19 protein-coding genes are annotated in these 20,180 nt (G+C 45.1%); all 19 read right to left on the bottom strand.

The window, feature by feature from the left end; all coding sequences use genetic code 11:
• Positions 1-14: 14 nt before the first annotated feature.
• On the bottom strand, positions 15-551 hold the full coding sequence (locus tag V7161_RS11995) for a F0F1 ATP synthase subunit delta (RefSeq protein WP_335445372.1): 537 nt from the start codon (positions 549-551) through the stop codon (positions 15-17).
• Entirely contained in the window at positions 548-1,078 is a 531-nt protein-coding gene (locus V7161_RS11990) for a F0F1 ATP synthase subunit B (protein ID WP_335445371.1), read from the bottom strand. Before V7161_RS11990 ends, V7161_RS11995 begins: the two co-directional genes overlap by 4 nt.
• A gap of 118 nt (positions 1,079-1,196) precedes the next feature.
• Positions 1,197-1,409, bottom strand: coding sequence for a F0F1 ATP synthase subunit C (atpE, locus tag V7161_RS11985; RefSeq protein WP_223594889.1), 213 nt, complete (start codon positions 1,407-1,409; stop codon positions 1,197-1,199).
• 51 nt (positions 1,410-1,460) lie between these two features.
• Positions 1,461-2,174, bottom strand: coding sequence for a F0F1 ATP synthase subunit A (gene atpB, locus V7161_RS11980; RefSeq protein ID WP_335445370.1), 714 nt, complete (start codon positions 2,172-2,174; stop codon positions 1,461-1,463).
• A gap of 21 nt (positions 2,175-2,195) precedes the next feature.
• Entirely contained in the window at positions 2,196-2,570 is a 375-nt protein-coding gene (locus V7161_RS11975; RefSeq protein ID WP_289987485.1) for an ATP synthase subunit I, read from the bottom strand.
• Between the two features lie 2 nt (positions 2,571-2,572).
• Positions 2,573-2,797, bottom strand: a complete 225-nt coding sequence (locus V7161_RS11970; protein WP_289987487.1) for an AtpZ/AtpI family protein — start codon at positions 2,795-2,797, stop codon at positions 2,573-2,575.
• Positions 2,798-3,087: 290 nt separating this feature from the next.
• Positions 3,088-5,163, bottom strand: a complete 2,076-nt coding sequence (locus tag V7161_RS11965; protein ID WP_420491618.1) for a S8 family serine peptidase — start codon at positions 5,161-5,163, stop codon at positions 3,088-3,090.
• Positions 5,153-6,307 (bottom strand): nuclease-related domain-containing protein, encoded by a 1,155-nt coding sequence (locus tag V7161_RS11960; protein WP_335445369.1) that lies wholly within the window; start codon positions 6,305-6,307, stop codon positions 5,153-5,155. Before V7161_RS11960 ends, V7161_RS11965 begins: the two co-directional genes overlap by 11 nt.
• A 359-nt stretch (positions 6,308-6,666) precedes the next feature.
• The gene (locus V7161_RS11955; protein WP_335445368.1) at positions 6,667-10,797 is read right to left on the bottom strand and encodes a S8 family serine peptidase; all 4,131 of its coding nucleotides are present in this window, start codon (positions 10,795-10,797) and stop codon (positions 6,667-6,669) included.
• Between the two features lie 272 nt (positions 10,798-11,069).
• The gene (gene upp, locus V7161_RS11950) at positions 11,070-11,699 is read right to left on the bottom strand and encodes a uracil phosphoribosyltransferase (protein ID WP_289987493.1); all 630 of its coding nucleotides are present in this window, start codon (positions 11,697-11,699) and stop codon (positions 11,070-11,072) included.
• Positions 11,700-11,855: 156 nt separating this feature from the next.
• A complete protein-coding gene (gene glyA / locus V7161_RS11945; RefSeq protein ID WP_335445367.1) occupies positions 11,856-13,097 on the bottom strand; it encodes a serine hydroxymethyltransferase in 1,242 nt (413 codons plus the stop codon).
• 168 nt (positions 13,098-13,265) lie between these two features.
• Entirely contained in the window at positions 13,266-13,832 is a 567-nt protein-coding gene (locus V7161_RS11940; protein ID WP_335445366.1) for a TIGR01440 family protein, read from the bottom strand.
• A 29-nt stretch (positions 13,833-13,861) separates the two neighbouring features.
• Entirely contained in the window at positions 13,862-14,308 is a 447-nt protein-coding gene (gene rpiB / locus V7161_RS11935; RefSeq protein WP_335445365.1) for a ribose 5-phosphate isomerase B, read from the bottom strand.
• A gap of 98 nt (positions 14,309-14,406) precedes the next feature.
• Positions 14,407-14,847 (bottom strand): low molecular weight protein arginine phosphatase, encoded by a 441-nt coding sequence (locus tag V7161_RS11930; RefSeq protein ID WP_335445364.1) that lies wholly within the window; start codon positions 14,845-14,847, stop codon positions 14,407-14,409.
• A 65-nt stretch (positions 14,848-14,912) separates the two neighbouring features.
• A complete protein-coding gene (locus V7161_RS11925) occupies positions 14,913-16,379 on the bottom strand; it encodes a C39 family peptidase (RefSeq protein WP_335445363.1) in 1,467 nt (488 codons plus the stop codon).
• Positions 16,380-16,454: 75 nt separating this feature from the next.
• Positions 16,455-17,021 (bottom strand): manganese efflux pump MntP, encoded by a 567-nt coding sequence (locus V7161_RS11920; RefSeq protein ID WP_335445362.1) that lies wholly within the window; start codon positions 17,019-17,021, stop codon positions 16,455-16,457.
• Between the two features lie 297 nt (positions 17,022-17,318).
• Positions 17,319-18,362 (bottom strand): L-threonylcarbamoyladenylate synthase, encoded by a 1,044-nt coding sequence (locus V7161_RS11915; protein WP_335445361.1) that lies wholly within the window; start codon positions 18,360-18,362, stop codon positions 17,319-17,321.
• 184 nt (positions 18,363-18,546) lie between these two features.
• On the bottom strand, positions 18,547-18,993 hold the full coding sequence (locus V7161_RS11910; protein WP_223594907.1) for a GNAT family N-acetyltransferase: 447 nt from the start codon (positions 18,991-18,993) through the stop codon (positions 18,547-18,549).
• Between the two features lie 108 nt (positions 18,994-19,101).
• Positions 19,102-19,965, bottom strand: a complete 864-nt coding sequence (gene spoIIR, locus V7161_RS11905; protein ID WP_335445360.1) for a stage II sporulation protein R — start codon at positions 19,963-19,965, stop codon at positions 19,102-19,104.
• Positions 19,966-20,180 lie beyond the last annotated feature (215 nt).

The following is a 20,180-nucleotide window of genomic DNA, read 5'->3' as shown; positions in this document are numbered from 1 at the left end:
CCTATCTACGAATCTTAGCTTAACAATTTACGTTCTAAACGGTTCAACTTGCCGCGCAAGCTGCCGTCATATATACGATTTCCGATGCGGAGCTTGATGCCGCCGAGCAAATCGGAATCTACGATATTTTCAATTCTTAATGATTTCTTGCCAATTTTAGCCGCAAAGGTTGTGGAAACAGCTTCTCTTTCAACATCTGTCAGCGGACGAATGCTGTAGACTTTTGCTTCTGCAATGCCCATTTCCTCATTTGCAAGCTCGATAAATTGGTTTACTACTTCAATGATTTCATCTTCGCGGTGGCGATCGATTAAAATCATTAACGTATTTAAAACATAAGCATTTACAGTTGAAAACGCATTGCGGATGATTTCCTTTTTGTTTTCATTTGTAAGCTTTGAAGATTTTAGAACAGCCTTTAAATCAGCATTGTAATCCAAGACTTCCCGTACTACGCGAAGTTCTTCTTCTACGTTACTTAAAATCTGCTGTTCTTTTGCAATTTGAAAAAGAGCTGACGCGTAGCGTTTTGCTACCATAGAGTTGCTCATCGCCCTTCTCCTGCCTCTTTAAGATATTCGTTAATCAGCTGGTCTTGATCTTGTGCCGTCAATTCTTTTTCAATTACTTTAGAAGCAATTAAAACAGATAGAGAAGCAACCTGCTCGCGGATAGCGGCAACAGCTTTCTCTTTTTGCTGGTCGATTTCAAGCTTGGCAGCTTCTTTAATGCGTTCTGCTTCAGAGCGGGCCGCAACAACGATTTCTTCACGTTGAAGGTCGCCTTGCTTGCGCGCATTTTCCATTAAGGTTTGTGCTTCTACACGAGCTTCTTTTAAAAGACTTCTTTGCTCTTCTAAAAGCTTTTTCGCTTCCGCACGGCTTGATTCAGCCGCAGAGATTTCGCTAACAACATGCTCTTCACGCTGCTTCATAATGCCCATTAAAGGACCCCAAGCAAACTTTTTAAGCAATGCTAACAAAACGATAAACATAATAAGCTGGAAAAGTATATCTCCGTAATTTACATGGTGGCCAGCTTCCGCTGCAGCCCCCAATACTAGACTGTTCGTTAACACCCCGGGTTCACTCCTTTCAAGAGTCGCTAAAGCGATAGTAAAACAACCATTTTAAAATAACAGACATAAATGAATGGCGAAGTTTTTACTAGCTTCGCCATCTGGAGTTTTTGTCATTTTATCGGTTCAATACCATGAACGCAATTACAACACCGATGATCGGAAGGGCTTCAACTAACGCTACCCCGATGAACATAGTTGTTTGTAATAAACCACGAGCGTGTGGCTGACGAGCGATACCTTCTACTGTACGTCCTACGATTAGACCGTTACCGATACCTGCACCTACTGCTGCTAAACCGATTGCAATTGCTGCTGCTATAAGATTCATTATTTTGTTCCTCCTTAAAATTGTATGAATAAGTTTTTATTATTTAATATATTAATGGTCATGACTGACTTTATGGGACAGATAAACCATTGTTAACATAGTGAAGATGTAAGCTTGGATACTGCCAACGAAAACAGAGAAACCTTGCCATACAAGTGTCAGCGGTATTGCTGCTATCATACCGGCGATACCTTGATGGGCTAATCCTGCTGCCAAAAGTGAAAGTAGTAATTCACCTGCGTAAATGTTCCCGTAAAGACGCAGTCCAAGTGTTAAGGTATTCGCAAATTCCTCAATGATTTTCAACGGGAATAAGAATTTCATCGGCTGGAAGAAGCCTTCTCCATATCCCTTTGCGCCTTTTAACTTGACGCCGTAGAAATGGGATAACCCCACCACCAAACAGGCTAAAGTCAAGGTTATGACTGGATCTGCAGTTGGTGATTTCCACCATAATTTCTCGTCAATGACGATTGAAAATGGCAAACCTAACATGTTGGAAACAAAAATATACATGATAATTGTCAGCCCTAGGACGTGGAATCTGCCGCCTTCCTTCCAATCCATTGTGCTGTTGATGATGCCCTTGACAAAGTCAAGCACCCATTCTAAAAAGTTCTGCATTCCTGTTGGTTTCATTGCAAGCCTGCGGGTAGAAAGCACGGCAATTAGAAAAACAACCAAACTTGCAATCGTAATCATCAGGATATTGGCACCATTAAACCAAAGACCCATAAATTCAAACTCAGGAGCTCCATGATGCATATAAACTCACCTCGCTTCCCATTATTTATGTACATGCAACGCATGGTAAAAATAATCTATCATAATGACAATATAGGATGTCATTAGTCCTACCACTACAAAAGCGATGTGGAAATACTCAGGGTATCGAAGAGCAATTACGCCCGCGATTCCGGCTGTCGCCATCCTTTGCAGCGACCCCAGGGAGCGCACCTTCTTCCCTTCTGAAACAGCTTTATCAAACTTTTCAGTCTTCCGCACCAATAACCAAAGATTCAGGAAACTGAACACAGTCCCTAGAATCAGTCCAAGAAACACTGTTTTGTATTCGGTGAAACCCCAGCCAAGAACATAAATGGACAACAAGTAGAAAATCCATTTCTTTTGCCTGTTGTACATCTTTCGAAAATCTGGCATCGTTATTTTTCTCCTGAATAAAAATGGCGGATTGAAATCAGCATGGAATACGTTCCTGCTGCTAGTCCTAGAAGCAATCCGACTATTAAGAAAATGGGCTCGGTACCCCAATGTCTATCCAGCCATCTTCCTGCAAATATACCTATGAGAATGGAACCAACTAACTGGGAGACAATTGCGGACATCAAAGCCATAGCTTGAAATGGGTTGCGGTTATTTTGACGCATACTATCGATCCTCACTCCAAGAGAATGTCAAGAGGGTAAGAGGTAAATTAATACATCTAAAATGTATCAATTATGTGAAAACCCTATCATTTTACACCCTTTGTTAGCATACAATAGCGACTTGTCAATGTCAATGACTTTACGTGAAATATACCACAAACAATTTCCCATGATTTTTGCCTTTTTTGGATTTTCGTTTCCACTATCATTGTATTGTAAATATTGAAGAATTTTTGACCTTTTTGTGTCTATTTTGTGAACAATGTTTTCAGAAATTTCGGGAAATATTTCTAGTTTGGGATCGTGATCATCGCCTCCATGAAATCCTCCCTGCCTGCCTTTTTGGCAAATACTTTGGCCAAGTAAGTTCCCTTCGGCGGCAGCTGTTCTTCCTTGAGTACTTTTTCAATTTGTCCTTTTTTTAGATTGGTACCCGTATCGAGAAAACCAATGAACCGGTAATCCTCCGGGTTAAACAGGGCAATCCCGAATTCCTCTGCACCGCCAGGCAAATATACTTCATATTTGTACTGCCCCGGATGATCTCCTTCCCCAAAATCAAAGCCCATCACCCGCGGGTAATTGGGTTCCTCGAGTACATAGAGATAGGGAATTTGAACCTTGGCCGCCCCCGCCTGCAGACTCAAGTATCCATCCTGAACTTTTCCTTTGAAAAGAGCCGGGTCCACCGTCAACTCCACCGTAACATCCTTGGATTGCTTCGGCTCTAAGGTGAACCCCAGCGGCAGGCGCCATCTAAGCCCGTCGATATGGTGCGGAATATCAAACGTATAACGGAGGGTGCGTCTGCTTGTGTTCTCTATCTTAAGGATGGACTTATGAACATCCTCTTCGTGAAATTTGCCAAAGTGAAGCGAGCTTGGCGTGACGAGGGATTCCGCCTTAACCGCCTCAGCCACCTGAATCCGTCCAGCCCCCTGTTCGTAGGTGCGATAAAAGGCGGCCGCTTTCATTAATGGCTTAGCTGTATTCATCAAAGCTGCCTTAATTTGCTCCGGCGTCCAGTCCGGATGCGCCTGCTTAATTAGCGCACAGGCCCCGGCCACATGCGGCGCCGCCATACTCGTCCCCTGCAGGCTCAAGTATCCGCCCGGAATCGTCGAATTGATCGCGACCCCCGGTGCGAGCAGGTCCGGCTTAATCTCCCACGTTCCCGTCACCGGCCCCCGCGAGCTGAAATCCGCCAGCCGGTCCACTTCCTCCGTAACCTCAAGCCTAGCTAGCACACTTCGTTTACTTAATTCTTTTTTCAAAAAGACTCCGTCACCCTTCGCGAGTGCTCCGACTGGGAGGGTCAGCTGAGTTTCCAGGTTCCCCATGAAGCTCCCGCTCATATTATTGTAGATTAACACAGCTCTTGCCCCGGCCTTAAGGGCATTTTCCGCCTTTTCGGTGAACGTTATTGTGCCTCTCTTGATCAGCGCAATTTTGCCTTGAACGTTTTGAAGATCCTGCGGCCGGCCGATGCCGCCATCGACTAATTCTACGGAACGATCCAGATTCCATTCAGCCGAGCCCTCGAGCGGCTGAATCCGAAATTTATCCCGGTTTCCTTCTATTAATAACTTCGGGATTTTCATCGTCGGTGTCGAGGCCCCGACTGAGATGGCTTTTGAGGCGGTCCCTGGTGAACCGACCGTCCACACATTCGGCCCGGAATTGCCGGAGGCCGCCACGGCAACGATTCCTTTATCAACAGCCCGGTTAAGTGCAAGACTGATCGGAAGGTCGGGGCCGTTGATATCGTTCCCGAGTGAAAGGTTCACGATATCGACCTTGTCCTTGATCGCCTGTTCAATCGCCGCAAGCACCTGCTCCGTTGTCCCACCGCCGCCCGGGCCGAGTGCGCGGTAAGCGACGATCTTTGCCTCGGGGGCAACACCTTTAATTTTTCCATTGGCCGCAATAATTCCGGCAACATGGGTTCCGTGAATTGTCGCTCTGCCAATGGCCTTCGTTTCCATTGGGTCGCGGTCATTGTCGACGAGGTCGTGGCCGCCGGCATAATTTCGCTGGAGGTCGGGGTGCGTATAATCGACGCCTGTATCGATGACGCCAACCTTAATCCCTTTTCCCGTTAATCGCTCGTTTTGTTCATCAAAATACTTTCGTACTTCTTGGCCGCCAATAATTTTGACACTTTCCTCGGTTTCAGCCTGGTATTGGACAACTGGCGAGACGTTCATGATCCGTTTTTGTTGGGAGAGCTGCTCTATGCTTTCGGGGCTGCCTTCGATGGAAAATCCGTTGAGTGCCTCACGAAAAATACGGCGCAGCTTTACATTTTTGTAGGGCTTGATTAGTTGTTTGATTTCCTGCTCAGATTGCGGCTGATCAAGAACCACAATGGAAACCGATGTTGTTTTGGGAATGGGTGGATGAATCAGGATTTTTGAAGGTTGAAAGGCTTGTGCATGCTGTGGTTTGTAAGATGCCGGAATTTGCAGAGCCAAGAGCAGGCATAATAGAAGTTTCATGTGTAAATTTCCCCTTTTTCATATCGTTTTCCTTGAGCGGGGAAAGTATGCAGCCGGGCGGGAGATAATATTGAGTTGTTCGTTTGCTGCCGGTGGAGGGGAGGTTGAGGGCACGCAGCTGATGTTTTGCTACTAACGGAGACCTTAAAAGCAAAAATTCACCAAACTGCTTTCTCGTCATTGTTGGACTAATAATAAGAAAATAATCATCAACCGCTTGAAGATGTGCAGTTTTAGATTTATGATGACAATTTAAACAATTCCAGTTCGCCGAATAGTATTCCATAGGGTACTTTTTACACATTGGGCACTGTACACCAGGATACAAATTAGATTGGGAAAGATTATAGGTTTGAAGAATGTCAATCATGAGGGGCTGATGTGCTTGTAAGAGGGATTCGGTTAGATGAATCAGCTTCTTTTTGCTTAAATGTGTATTTGGATACTTCATTTCTAATTCCTTGATTTTATTAATAAGTGATTCTGCATAAATTACATACTTAAAAATTTGGGTGTTATCAGGGGTCGTTTCTATTAAGGTGGACGTTTTGCTGAACGTAACCAGATGTTCGATGGGATAACCTTTTATTTGGTTCTTACTAAGCCAATTATGGAATTGCATTTTATGCCTCTTCACCTGTTCGATGGGGTTTGATATACCTTCCTCATTATTTTCATATACCCTCATTACTGAATTTGAGCCTTTTTTAAAGCAAATTGTTCCTGAAATATTTTTGATTTCAACGATCAATCCAAAGTTCATGGTAAGGATGAGTAAATCCATTTGGAAATACTTTTTATCCTTTATTCGTAGGCCATGAAAAATGTAATACGGCTCCTCAGGCAGTAATGACAGATAATACGCCACTTGTTTTTCACCATAATACCCCTTCATCCAGGACCTTAAATCTTTTTCAACAATTGGTCTTACTGGATGATTTCTTGGCATCCTTCGCAATAGCGCCATACATTGTAAAGCTTGATTAGGTACCCTTAATTCCAGGCAATTCATTCACATTTCACCTCATTTATAGAATTCAGTGGTAAATTCTCTTAAAATGTTCTATTTCCTGCCTAATTTTTAAGGACAAATTATGAATTTTTGTTCTTTATATATCAACTGTTTGTTCTCTTAAAAGTTTTGAACATTTTTTGGGGCACTTTGGATATTTTTTTCGGTGTATTGGACATTTTTTTGGCCTCTTTGGACATTTTTCAAAGTGTTTTGGACAATTTTATATGCCGTTTGGACATTTAACCAATTTTTGTAAAAATAAAACCAAAAAAGCAACCCAAACTGACCAAAAAGCGACAACACCACCCCAAAAAAACAAGCAGCCCCGGTCCCCCGGAACTGCCCATACACATATATTACTTAATCCAAGCCCCATCTTTACCAAGCTTATAGCCGTCAACAGTTGTGCTGTAGGCCATTTTACCGGATTTCAGATTGAAGTAGTACCATTTGCCATTGATATACTTCCAGCCCGTTTCCATCGCACCGCTGCCACTTAGGTGGTACCATTCGCCACCTACCTTCAGCCAGCCTTTTTGCATTGCGCCATGGCTATCCAAGTAGTACCATTTACCGCCATCAAGCACCCAGCCCGTTTTCATCGCGCCGCTGCCATCTAGGTAGTACCATTTGCCCCCGTCTAACAGCCAGCCCGTTTTCTTCACATCATCCACAAAGTAGAACCATTTGCCGTTATCCTGTACCCAGCCGTTTTTCACCACTGGCTTCGGATCAACCGGAACTGGATCTGGATCCTTCACTTCGGCACGGTAAATGCTGATTTCCTTTGTAGTAACGTTTCCAGCGAAGTCAACAAGACGAAGGTTTACTTTGTTATCACCATGCTTAACTGGAACTGTGAACTCGTAATTCGTGCTCGCAGGTGTCATGACATCAACCGGGCTCTTATATGGCTGCACAAATACTTGGTTGTCGCCCACATATAAAGAGAGGTAATTGTAGTTATCTTTTAAGGTTAACTGTACCTTTGCCTCATCGACATCGTAGCCGACCTTGTCAGGAGAATTCACGACGATTTCACCTGGAGTCGTATCGATAAAGACTTCACGGCTGATGGAGAATTCCTTGCCGGCAACGTCTGTTACCACAACAGGAATCTTGTACTTGCCGTCTTTATCAAACTTCACGGTTGTTGAGAAAGCGTACTGGTTTTTCGCAGCATCGTAAGTAAGTGTTACATCTTTACCATTTACTTGTGCTTTATCAACCCCAAGATCATCTGTGAAGTAACCGGAAACTGGAACTTCAAGAGACTTGTAGATTCCAAATGCAGCAGGCGCCGATAGATAGATTAACGGAAGCGCTGTGTCACCTGCCGCTGTTTTCGAACTGCCAACGTTTAGGGCATTATCTATAGCAAGAACTTCAACAGATGTTTTCACAGCTAAAGGTGTCGTAAATTGATAGCTTGAAGCACTGCCAGCCACAGTAGCTGTTAATTTTCCATCCACATAAATGCCGTATAATTTCACGCCTGTCCCGTTTTCTTCTGCCGTCCAGTTTACAGTCGATGTGGCATTATCAAAAGTGGCCTTCACTTTTGGTGCAGTCGTATCGACATAGACTGGGATTTTCTTAGATTGGTAGGCTGCACCATCAAAATCGATGACCGATTTGATTTCATAGTAGTACAGACCGTCTTCTACCTTCTTCCCGCCAACTGTACCATCCCATGCACGGCTTGCTTTGAAGGAATAGGTAACACCAGTGCCGCCATTGACGTAGCCTTTACGAACATCTTTTTCAAGCGCAACCGTACGAAGGAACTTGCCGTCTTTATCAAGAACGTTGAATTGCGCTTCCGCTGCGTTACGAACAAAGGATGGAAGCGGATAAATGGTATCCAAATTTCCGTCTGCATTCGGTGATACCGGATAATATTGTTTTCCGGCAACTGGAGCAACGAAGGTTCCTGAAGCACCGGAAAGCATTTCATTCCAGCCGGCAGCTAAGCCGAAGAAACGGTTTTCGCCAAGCTCTTTAAAGCCATCAACGATATCAGGACGATCCCATTCCCCATAGAAGCCAACATATGGAATGTTCAATGTAGGCTCAAGCTTGTTGTTTGCATCTGTAAGAGTAACAAAGCCTTCTACAAAAATATCTTCTTTTAGATCAAGGGCAATTTTTTGGCCTGCCGTATCTAGTCCAGGAATTTTGGCATTTGAAAGATCTACGTTAACAGTGAAATCAACTGATTTACCTGCTGGAACAGTCACTGTTTTAGGAGCATCGACCACAGCACCAGCCATATTGCCGGCAATTAATGCATTTGTATCCTGTTTACCTGCAGCCGCCTTCTGAATCGTATCGGTTAATACGTCTGTATTGACTGAATATGTCACCGATTTGTCGGAAACGTTTTTCGCAGTAAAGGTCATGCTAAACTGTTTAGACGTGAAATCCTTTAATTCTACTTTGCCTTCGTTATTCGCTTTGTTAACCACATAAACTGGTGTGGAAACAGCGCCAAAGGTTTGCATCATCCCTGCACCTTGACGGCGAGGTGAGAATGGCTGACCGTTTAAATCAACAATTTTGTTCGAAGTGTTCATCAAAAGGACCTTCGCTAAGTGAGTACGTTCGCCAGCTGATAAGCCTTTGAAACGATCGTCACCTTTTAAGTATTGCTGTACAAGAGCAGATCCGCCGGCAACGTGTGGAGAGGCCATCGAAGTACCGCTCATGTATTCGTACTTATCATTATTTACCGTAGAATAAATATGTCCGCCAGGTGCCGTAATTTCAGGTTTAAGCTCAAGGCTCGGTGTTACTCCCCATGAAGTGAAGTCGGTCATGCGGCCGATTTCAGGGTCATCTGTTTTCTTTGTCTGAGCGACATGAAGCGTTGTATGGCCAGCGGCAATCGCTGCTTCAAGCGCAAGACCTTCATCCCTCTTCACCATCATGAATGGAACATGGAATTGTCCTTGGTTTTCAAGGAAGGTTGGCGCAGTACTGTTATAAACAATGATTCCAGCTGCCCCTGCTGCTGCAGCATTTTTTGCTTTGTCCACAAATGTTAATTCTCCGCGCTGAACCACAACAATTTTGCCTTTTACATCCTTGCCAGCATAATCTTCCGGTTTGCCAAGCTTACCGCCCAGGCTGACTAACTCCAATTTGCCGCCATTTTCAAGCGGCAGCCAGTCATCAAGACCATAACCGACAGCAGAGAAGCCGTCTGCACCTTCAAGTGTAATCGTGTGCTGATATAGGTAGTTAAGGTTACCAGAAGCTGCAACCTGTAAGGAATCCGTATTCAAACCTGGCGCGCCGACTACCCCGATATCCGGGTTTTTCGACCAAGGGTTGGAATTGTAGCCGTAAGCGATGTTTCCAGAGTTACCCGCAGATACCGCGCAGACAATACCGTTATTCACCGCACGAGTGATCGCCAAATCTTCAGCACTTCGTTCATCATAGAAGGAAGCAACAGAACCAAGGCTCATGTTTAATACATCTGCTCCTAACTTGATCGCATCATCAATCGCCGCAAGATAGATATCCGATTGTGTGGAAGCATAGTTCGGATCGTTACTGAACACTTTCATCCCAAGGACTTGCGCTTCTGGTGCCACCCCTTTGATGCCGCCGCTTGCTTCGTCACCGTTGGCTGCAACCGTACCGGCAACATGCATGCCGTGCATCGAAGCCGCAGGACCTAAATCAAGGATGGTGCTGTTTTCATCAAAATAGTTATAGCCATAAGGCACTTTATCTGTGTAAAATTTACCTTTTAATCCGGCTTCACTTACCACTTGGGCTACTTTATCTTTACTTAACGCCTCCTTGGATGGATCCGTTACTTTGAAGTCGCGGTGGGATGGGTCTACCCCTGTATCAATGACAGCGACAACCATGCCCTCACCTTTGAGCTTGGCATCCGCCCATGTTTGATTTGTTTGGATGAAGCCCTTACTTGTTTTCATATCAGGTGTTTCTTCCGGACGATTGTACTCGTTCGCGATATAGACATTCTTTACACCTGGGATCGATTCGATTTTGGAGATTTCCCCAAATTGAACATCACCGCTGAATCCGTTAAAGGCTGTCGTGAAGCTCTTTTTATATTTTACGGCCACGCCTTTAGCAGAAATTCTATCTTTTACGCTTTTTTGCTGTTTTACTAGATTAGTAGTAAAAGAAGCTTTTTTACTTTGCGATAATTCTTTATACAGCTTTCCTTGCTCGGTTGCATATTCAACAGGTGTTTGTCCATCCAATTCCACGATGACGCGGACCTTGTCCGACGCCTTAAGGTCAGCAGTGCCCTTAATATCGCTGGTATTGATGTTTTTAAAATCCTTGCTTGCCAAATCCTGCAATTGTTTTACTTTTGCCGCAAAATCATTTTGCGGTGTGGTGGTTACAGCTGATGCGTGGACGGTGAACCCTAGATTGGAAAGCGCCAGGGCCGACGCGAGTGCAACGGAAGCCACCTTTTTCGGTCTTTTTCTCTTCAAAATACTTCCCCCTTATGTATCTTCCAAATTCCAATTTTTTAGAAAAATCAGAATAGGTAAACTCTATATTAATTGGAAATATTTATTTGGTCAATATAATTTTGAATATTCATACAGAGATTTTTCGACATTATGCATTGCGGGTTATGGCGGGATTTTTACGATAGGAAAGACGAAGTTCGACATTGTGAATAATTATACAAATTTCACTGAAATATTTTCCTCAAACAAAAAAAGCCGAGCGATGGTCCACTCGACTTTTTCAATAAAACTTATTTTGTTCCAAACAAGCGGTCTCCGGCATCTCCGAGGCCTGGTACGATGTAGCCGTGGTCGTTCAATTTCTCGTCCAAAGCGGCGATGTAAATATCGACGTCCGGATGCTCGGTTTTTACTGCCTCAACGCCCTCTGGTGCAGCAATTAAACACATAAATTTGATGTTTTTAGCGCCGCGCTTTTTCAAGGCATGGATCGCATCAATCGCTGAACCGCCGGTAGCCAGCATCGGGTCAACGACGATGAAGTCGCGCTCTTCTACATCACTTGGAAGCTTTACATAGTATTCAACCGGCTTTAAGGTTTCCGGATCGCGGTATAAGCCGACGTGGCCAACCTTTGCAGCTGGAATACATTTTAACATCCCATCAACCATTCCGATTCCAGCGCGTAAAATTGGAACTAGCCCTAATTTTTTCCCGGAAAGGACCTTTGAATTTGTCTTGCAAACCGGTGTTTCAATTTCGATATCTTCAAGCGGCATATCCCTTGTGATTTCAAACGCCATCAATGTAGCCACTTCATCAACGAGCTCGCGGAACTCCTTTGTTCCTGTATTTATGTCGCGTATGTACGTAAGTTTATGCTGGATAAGCGGATGGTCGAAAACGTATACCTTTGCCACAAAAATCGCCCCTTTTCGTAAAATTAAAATTAACTTCGTCTCATTTTACAGAAAAATAATGCAATGAGCAACTCGGATACCGGGTCCGGAAACAAGTTAGATTTTTCAAAAAAAATCGGCCTAAACATAAAAGTAATTAGGCCGATTCTCTGCTGCTTAATATTCTGGGTATAGTGTAAATTTGCTTGTTAAGGCTTCAACGCGTCCGCGTGCTTCCTCAAGCTTCGCTTCGTCTTCATGATTCTTCAAAGTGAACGCAATAATGGAAGCAATTTCGTCCATTTCGTCTAAACCGAAGCCGCGTGATGTTACCGCTGCTGTTCCGATGCGGACACCGCTTGTGACAAACGGGCTGTTTTGATCGAATGGAATCGTGTTCTTATTAACGGTGATGCCGATTTCATCGAGTACCTTTTCAGCAATTTTTCCTGTTAAGCCAAGGCTTGTTACATCCACTAATAATAAGTGGTTGTCCGTCCCGCCGGAAACTAATGTTAAGCCTTCTTTTACCAGGCTTTCAGCTAAACGCTGGGCATTGGCGATGATATTGCCGGCATATTCTTTAAAGCTGTCCTGCAGTGCTTCGCCAAAAGCAACCGCTTTGGCTGCGATCACGTGCATCAATGGACCGCCCTGAATTCCTGGGAAGATTGATTTATCGATCTTCTTGCCGAATTCCTCTTTGCAAAGGATCATCCCGCCGCGAGGACCGCGTAAGGTTTTATGAGTAGTAGTTGTAACAAAATCTGCATACGGCACTGGATTTTGGTGCAGGCCTGCTGCCACAAGGCCAGCGATGTGCGCCATATCCACCATGAGGTAAGCGCCGACTTCATCAGCGATTTCACGGAACTTGGCAAAATCAATTGCACGTGGATAAGCACTGGCACCGGCAACGATTAGCTTCGGCTTGTGCTCAAGAGCTTTCGCACGAACGTCATCATAGTTGATGCGGTGAGTGGTTTCATCCACACCGTATTCAACGAAATTATATTGGATACCACTGAAATTGACTGGGCTGCCGTGTGTTAAGTGGCCGCCGTGGGATAAATTCATGCCAAGCACTGTGTCGCCTTGCTCTAAGATCGTGAAGTAAACGGCCATATTGGCTTGTGCACCGGAATGCGGCTGAACGTTGACATATTCCGCACCAAAAATCTGCTTCGCACGGTCGCGGGCAAGGTCTTCCACGATATCAACATATTCACAACCGCCATAGTAACGGCGTCCTGGATATCCCTCTGCGTATTTGTTCGTTAAAACTGACCCCTGTGCCTCCATAACGGCTTCACTGACAAAGTTTTCTGAGGCAATTAATTCGATTTTAGTACGCTGACGGCCAAGTTCCTTTTGAATCGCTTGAAAGACCTGCTCGTCCTGTTGAGACAAATGCTTCATGATTATCCCCCTTGTATGTAAAAGACTGTGGACTATTTCGAAAATTCCTTTTTATTTTAACACGAACTACTATGAAATAAAAGAGAAACATTTTTCGTTTTTTCAACTAATTTCCGATTATTTTCATGTACTACCCATCCATTTAACAGTAAATCACGAACATTAGCATTAAGAACAGCTTAAATTTTCGTCTTTTCGTTCATACACCGCTCTGGCGCCGCCGATCAGCTTCGGCCGCGTTTTGGCAAGTGTCACATGGGCATGGCCGACACTTTTCTGCTTGACTCGGAGTGGCACGGCAACATGCTTCAAGTGCATGCCGATGAACGTATGGCCGATATCGATTCCCGCCTCCGCCTTCACGAATTCCACGACAACGGCATTGTCCATGTTTTCAAAGGCATAGGTCGCCATTGCCCCGCCGGCAGTACGTGCCGGAACAACCGAAACCTCATCCAAATGCCGCTCGATGGCTGTTTTACGCTCAACCACCAAGGCCCTGTTTAAGTGCTCGCAGCATTGGAATGCGAGTTGGACGCCGGTGTCTGCCTGCAGTTTTTGCAAGCTTTGAAAAATCATTTCGGCTACTTCGAACGTGCCAGCAGTCCCAATTCGCTCGCCGATCACTTCGCTGGTGCTGCAGCCGACCACCAGCAGCTGTCCCGGTTTAAACCCGGCCTGCTCTTTGAATTCTGCTAGAATCGCTTCCAGTTCCTTTTCCCATTCTTGGATCATCGTGAACCTCGACCTTTCTGAAAAGAAAATTATAAATGATTTTTCTCGTATTCCGTGATTTTGCCGACACGACCTGCATGGCGGCCGCCTTCAAATTCCTCTGTCAGCCAGATTTCCACAATATCGCGGGCAAGCCCTGGGCCAATGACGCGTTCACCCATAGCAAGCATATTGGTATCATTATGTGCGCGTGTTGCTTTCGCACTGAAGGTATCGTGCACAAGAGCGCAGCGGATTCCCTTTACTTTGTTTGCAGCAATACTCATGCCAATTCCTGTTCCGCAAATCAGGATTCCCCTGTCAAACTCGCCGCTCGCGACCTTTTCAGCCACCGGCAGTGCATAGTCCGGATAATCGACGGACGTTTCACAATCGCAGCCAAAATCCATATATTCTATTTTCAATTCCTCTAGCAGATGGGCGATTTCCTTGCGAATATTGACCCCGCCATGATCAGATGCTAATGCTACTTTCACGTTAAGACCCCCTGGTTTTCAACTCAATCTTCTTTTAATTTTGACATACCGCCTGAAAAATATAAAGAAAAAAAAGCCCTCATCGAAGAGAGCTTGTTTTACGAGTTTATTTTTCCAATCGCTTTTTCAATTAATTTGTCCAGTTGATTAAAGGTTTCTTTATATTGCGCTAAACTGCCTCCGTAGGGATCGATGACATCATGGTCAAACGGTTCCCCCGTATATTCCTTCAGCGTAAATACCTTCGCGGTCGAATGAGGGTATTGCTGTTGGATGGCAAATTTATGGGAGGAGGTCATCGTTAAAATCAAATCTGCCCAGTCCACCTCTTGATTCGTTAACAGCGTGGAACGGTGATTATGGACTACTTTGTTGTCATCGAGCACCTGTTTGGCATGGGCCGATGCCTCGCTGCCATGTGCGGCATAAATTCCCGCGGACCTGACTTCCATCCCAACGATTTTCTTATGTCTTAAAATCGCCTCAGCCATTGGACTCCGACACGTATTTCCCGTACAAACAAATAAAATCCGCTGCACTATAAATGCCCCCTTTCCCCCTATTATAAAACAAAATTCCCACCATTCAAAAAAGCCTGCACCACTTAGCGATAAGAGATGGCTTGTTTCCCCATTTGCTCCCAGCCGCGTTTGAAGGCGCTGATCGAGACTTTCCGATTTTTAGTAACGCTTAGCGGGTCATTGAAATAAATATATTGGCTGTCATAGCCTGTGATCAGGACGCTGTGCTCTTTATAGGTAATCGAAATTTTTCCTGTCGGCGTATTCCATGTCTGCCAGTATTGCGATGGAACCGTGTCGAACAATACATTGTTGATGACCCACACCGGTTTGCCACTGTTCAGATGCTTATAAATTTCCTCAAAGCTGCTGCCAGTGAAATCGATCACCCGGTTTGGCAGGTAGCGTTCCGCCAAATCGGCAATTGGCCCGTGGTAAACCCCAAGCCCCGGCTTATTAAACGTATACATATCGCCGACAAAACCCGAATACGGATTTCCGAAGTACACTTGGCCATTCGTTTTCGAATATGGCGTCGGATCTTTCCGCACTTGGGAAGCAAGCGTCATTTTTGAAACATTTTTTCCAGCATCCAAGAGCAACATGTCGAGTGACGTCACTTCACAGCCGCGCGGCAGCTCCGGCATTTGTGCAACTAGCGGAACATCCAGCTGAACAGATGAAACGTACCCCTTGCTGCTTAGGTAAAAACGGTCCTTTCCGCTTTGGATCCAGCTGCCGCTCCTCATCGAGCCGTCACTATTGAGATAGTACCACTTGCCGCCATCGAGCAGCCAGCCTGTTTTCATAGCCCCATTTGATGCAAGATAGTACCATTTACCGCCAGTGAAAACCCAGCCCGTCTGCATCGCACCTTTGCTGTTCATATAGTACCAACGGCTTCCGTCCTTCACCCAGCCGGTTAGCATCTGCCCGGAACCGCTTAAATAATACCACTTGCCGCCATTCAGCAGCCAGCCGGTCTGCATGACACCCTTAGTGTCGAGAAAATACCATTTGCCACCTGTTTGAATCCAGCCCGTTGCCATAGCGCCGTTATTTTTGAAAAAATACCACTTGCCATTCTCTAATAACCAGCCCGTTTTCATCACACCAGATTGGTCAAGATAATAAGCTTCGCTGTTATAGGTGATCCAGCCGGTTAGCTTTTCTCCATTTGTTCCATAAAAATACCAATGGCCGCCTTCTTGAACCCAGCCGGTTGCGGCAACACTAACTAACAATCCGTATGTATGATAAGCCCCATCGTCTGCGGAAATCGTCAGTATCGTACCTGCTGGCTGCTTCGGAATGTCCACTTCAAATTGTCCTGCCGAATCGGCTGCAGCGGACCCTTGGAGTCCCTGATTGTTTTCCACTGATACTTTTGCGTTTTCAATCGTTTTCCCTTTAATCGACGTCGTCTGATCGGTCACTTTTTCAAATAATTGGATTTCCGAGTTTGTTTCCGCTGTTGCCAGTCCCGGAACAAGAGAAAAAGAGATTACGATCAGAGCAAAACAAATTTTTACCCAAATGTTTGGCTGCACACGCTGCCCCTCCCCAATTAATAGAATGATATATTCTACAATTCTATCATATTTTGAGGATAATTCTGTTTATTTTTATAAAAATTGCCAAAAGGGTGCCAGCAGTTTTAAGCCAAAGGCCAATAAAATTGCTCCGCCGAGTGCCTCGCTATAGCTACCCATCCAGCCGCTGACCTTTCTTCCGAGCAGTAACCCCGCCCATGTTTGCACAGTTGCCGCGATTCCAAAGCATAATATGACCAAAAGCGTTTTGGCACCATATATACCTAAGGAAAGTCCGACGGAAAAACTGTCGAGGCTGACGCTGAGTGCAAATATGATCAAGCCAATCCCGGCAGGTGTGATGGCTTTTTCCTCCCCTTTTTTGAGGCTTGCCCAAATCATCTGCACTCCTAAAACGATTAACAGTAAGCCGCCGATAAAGGTGGCGAAGGCTCCAAATTTTTCTGATAAAAATTTGCCCGCGACGAGGCCCAAAAGAGGCATCCAAACATGGAACAGTCCGATGGTGATGCCGATTTCAAAGATTTTTTTAAGCCGCAGTTTGTGCATTCCCATGCCGAGCGCGACCGAAAAGGCATCCATCCCTAGTGCAAATGCCATTAATAGTAGTGTCATGACTTCTCCGAACATCTCCGACATTCTGTCTTCGCCCCCTTGGACTAACTATTTCAGCATATGCACGTCCCATTTGTTTTAGAAGTCGAGCGGGCTTTCTTCTATTTTAGCGCTTCTGGAATGGGAATTTGGGAGGTATGGGGGCGGGGCTACGTTACCCAAATCGTTCTTACACTGAGTTTTCGGGCACGTAGGCGGGTTCTACATTACCCAAATTGCTCCTGTACTGAGTTTTCGGGCACGTAGACTGGGGTTCCTTTAAAAAAAGCTTGCATACATACAAAAAAAACACCAAGCCCCGCATTCAGCAGGACCTGGTGCTTACTCGCCAATAATTTTATTCCCAGCAGCCTTCAAAAGTCGGTTCATGATTGCATGCCCCACACCTTCATTCGGAAACATCTCACTAAAAATAATATCCACCTTCAATTGATTAAAACGGCGAAGCGTATCATATAGCGCTGCTGCAACCGTCTCCAGCTCAGCCCGATGCCCGCAGGCGAGCACCACATCCGCCGTAAACTGATTCACATACTCTTCAGTCGTCAGCACTCCGACCGAAAGCCCTTCCCTCTCCTTTTCTTCCACTAAACGCTGAAGAAAATCTCTGGTGCCTGACACTAAATAAAGCGGAGCATTCGGGGCATAATGCTTGTATTTCATACCCGGGGATTTTGGCTTCGAAGCCTCATCCGTCAAAGCAGGGTCGACCCGAACCTCGCCAATCACAGCCTCAAGCTGCTCCTTCGTCACGCCGCCCGGACGCAAAATAACCGGTACTGCTTCTGTGCAGTCCACCACCGTTGACTCCACGCCAACTCCCGTCGGTCCGCCATCCAAGACCCCGGCAATTTTCCCATTTAAATCATCAAGCACATGCTCCGCACTTGTCGGACTCGGCTTGCCCGAGCTGTTCGCACTTGGCGCCGCAATTGGCAGCCCGCATGACTTCAACAAAGCAAGAGCCACCGGATGATCGGGCATCCTTACTGCCACGGTCGAAAGTCCAGCCGTCGCTTTTTCCGACAGAACGCCTTCCTTCTTATTAAAAACAATCGTCAGCGGCCCCGGCCAAAACGCATCCATTAACACTTCTGCTGTCCGAGGAACCTCACTCACAAATCTACTAAGCTGCTCTTTGTCGGCAATGTGAATAATTAACGGATTATCCCCAGGCCTGCCCTTGGCAGCAAAAATCTCCGCTACCGCCTCGTCACTTTCAGCGTTCCCACCGAGGCCATAAACGGTCTCTGTTGGAAGGGCCACCACTTCATTTTCCCGTAAAAAATTCGCTGCATCCACAATTTGTGGATTACTTTCTAAATTATCCACATTTTTATCCACTATCCAGACCTTTGTGTTCATAGTTATCCACCTTTATCAGAAACGAGTCTTTTATCGAATTTTGACGAAAAACGGCGATTTGACTCATATTTTACAAATAGTACGTTTGAAAGTATAAAAGAAGGCGGGGATAAATACAAGTTTTATCCACAAATTGTGCATAAGTTTCTGGAAATAGTGGATAACTTTGTGGATATATCCACAGTTATAAAGAAAATTTTAAAAATAACGAGTTATCCACATTCAAAACGTGTCGAATATGTTTTGATCCATAAAACTGCTGCGGCAAATCGCCCCGCCCAATTTTCTGAAAGCCCATTAATTCAAAAAACGGAAGGGCCGTTCCTTTATTTGTTGCCAAAAATAAACTTTGCATTCCTTTTTCTTTCGCCAATTGCACCATTTGATCGAAAAGAACAAAAATCTCCTTTTCAGCTTGTCCAGGCGTAACGACAAGCGAGCGCAGCAGCCCAAAATCCGTGTAAGCCTCCATTCCAAGCGTACCCTTAAGCGTACCTTCCTCATCTTCTAGCAGCAAAAAGCAGCCAATCGAGTCCTCATTTACTCCATCCGTCCCAAGATTGGCCCGCTCCAAAAACTCTCTTAAATTTCCGAGATCCTCTTTACCAGCCTTACGAATTAATAATTCCATCTTATCCACCTCTTCTTATTTCATTTCTACTCTATGATTATTAAAAAGATAGATAAAATAGAACCGGCAAATCTATTAAAAAAACCAGCTCCGCTGAAAGGAACTGGTTTAATTAAATAGCTTTTCCCACATCTCAACCACGAAAAACTTCACTTTCACCGGCTGTTCATCCTCTGCCGTATAAACCGGTTTTTTCTCTTGCTTAACCGTTTCTTTTTCCCGAACAGGCTCTTCTTCTAATAGCTGCTCTTGCTTCGCTAACGTATAATTTTCCACTACAGCTGGCGACTTTTCAACTGTCTCTTTCTTAACGGGTGCTTTCGGCTGCTTTACCACTGCTTTAACTGATACTTGCGGCTGTCTTTCAATCGGTTTAGCCTTTACTGACGGTTCGACCGTTGCCTTTACTGGCTCTTCCTGGACCGTTTGCGCTTCAACATGTTCCTTTTCATCAAAGCCTTTGCTTACGGCAATCCCATTTGAAAAATCCAGAAAGCATAACGGCGGGTACAGCACACACCACCAATTGGCCCCCTCGCCTTTACCCAATGTAATCAAAATCGCCTGGTATTCTCCGGCTGGATATAAAAACTGGCCATAAAGCTTTGTCGGAAACTGCACCTTGCCAAACTCTACTTTCACTGACTGATCGGAATTTTGCTCGCGCACCACTTGTTCCGCAATCGCTTGAATCTCCGGCAGCTTCGCATTGATCACCGCTCTTGCTTTTTCCATCGACGTTAAATCCTGCACCCATAAAGTAATCTGGGCATTAACCGCGTCGCGCACCTTCCGCTTGATCGCCTGGTCCTTTTCAAAATCACTATTCGCCAAGATTCGGAGGCGGATCGCTTCTCCTGGAATCACAATCGACTCCTTCTGTGCCGCTTCCGTTTTTGGCATATATAAACTCAACATTGTTCCCAATGATAATACCACTAAGTAAGTCCAAACCACTACTTTGCTTCTCACTCTCAGCACCGTCCCTTCGATATCCTCATTGTGGACAGAAACCAAGAATCTTAAACTAGTAAATTTTAATATTTTTACCCGAACATTTCATATTACTCCGCCCTAATCGACCACTTCCGCCTTTATTCCGGTCCGGCGGGCTTTATGAACCTCTCTTATCGACCCTCAAGACTCTTTTTCCAACCTCTCTAGCTTTATGAACCTCTCTTATCGAC

This window comes from Neobacillus drentensis (assembly GCF_036965425.1).
Lineage (GTDB): Bacteria > Bacillota > Bacilli > Bacillales > Cytobacillaceae > Neobacillus > Neobacillus drentensis_F.
This window is presented reverse-complemented; position numbering and strand designations above follow the sequence as displayed.

Bases quoted from the DNA above. Each gene is read 5' to 3' on its own strand.
- V7161_RS11920 (WP_335445362.1), bottom strand. From the start codon at position 17,021: ATGTCGGAGATGTTCGGAGAAGTCATGACACTACTATTAATGGCATTT.
- V7161_RS11975 (WP_289987485.1), bottom strand. From the start codon at position 2,570: ATGCCAGATTTTCGAAAGATGTACAACAGGCAAAAGAAATGGATTTTC.
- V7161_RS11915 (WP_335445361.1), bottom strand. From the start codon at position 18,362: ATGAACACAAAGGTCTGGATAGTGGATAAAAATGTGGATAATTTAGAA.
- glyA (WP_335445367.1), bottom strand. From the start codon at position 13,097: ATGAAGCATTTGTCTCAACAGGACGAGCAGGTCTTTCAAGCGATTCAA.
- V7161_RS11940 (WP_335445366.1), bottom strand. From the start codon at position 13,832: ATGATCCAAGAATGGGAAAAGGAACTGGAAGCGATTCTAGCAGAATTC.
- V7161_RS11960 (WP_335445369.1), bottom strand. From the start codon at position 6,307: ATGAATTGCCTGGAATTAAGGGTACCTAATCAAGCTTTACAATGTATG.
- V7161_RS11910 (WP_223594907.1), bottom strand. From the start codon at position 18,993: ATGGAATTATTAATTCGTAAGGCTGGTAAAGAGGATCTCGGAAATTTA.
- atpE (WP_223594889.1), bottom strand. From the start codon at position 1,409: ATGAATCTTATAGCAGCAGCAATTGCAATCGGTTTAGCAGCAGTAGGT.
- atpB (WP_335445370.1), bottom strand. From the start codon at position 2,174: ATGCATCATGGAGCTCCTGAGTTTGAATTTATGGGTCTTTGGTTTAAT.
- V7161_RS11970 (WP_289987487.1), bottom strand. From the start codon at position 2,797: ATGCGTCAAAATAACCGCAACCCATTTCAAGCTATGGCTTTGATGTCC.
- V7161_RS11995 (WP_335445372.1), bottom strand. From the start codon at position 551: ATGAGCAACTCTATGGTAGCAAAACGCTACGCGTCAGCTCTTTTTCAA.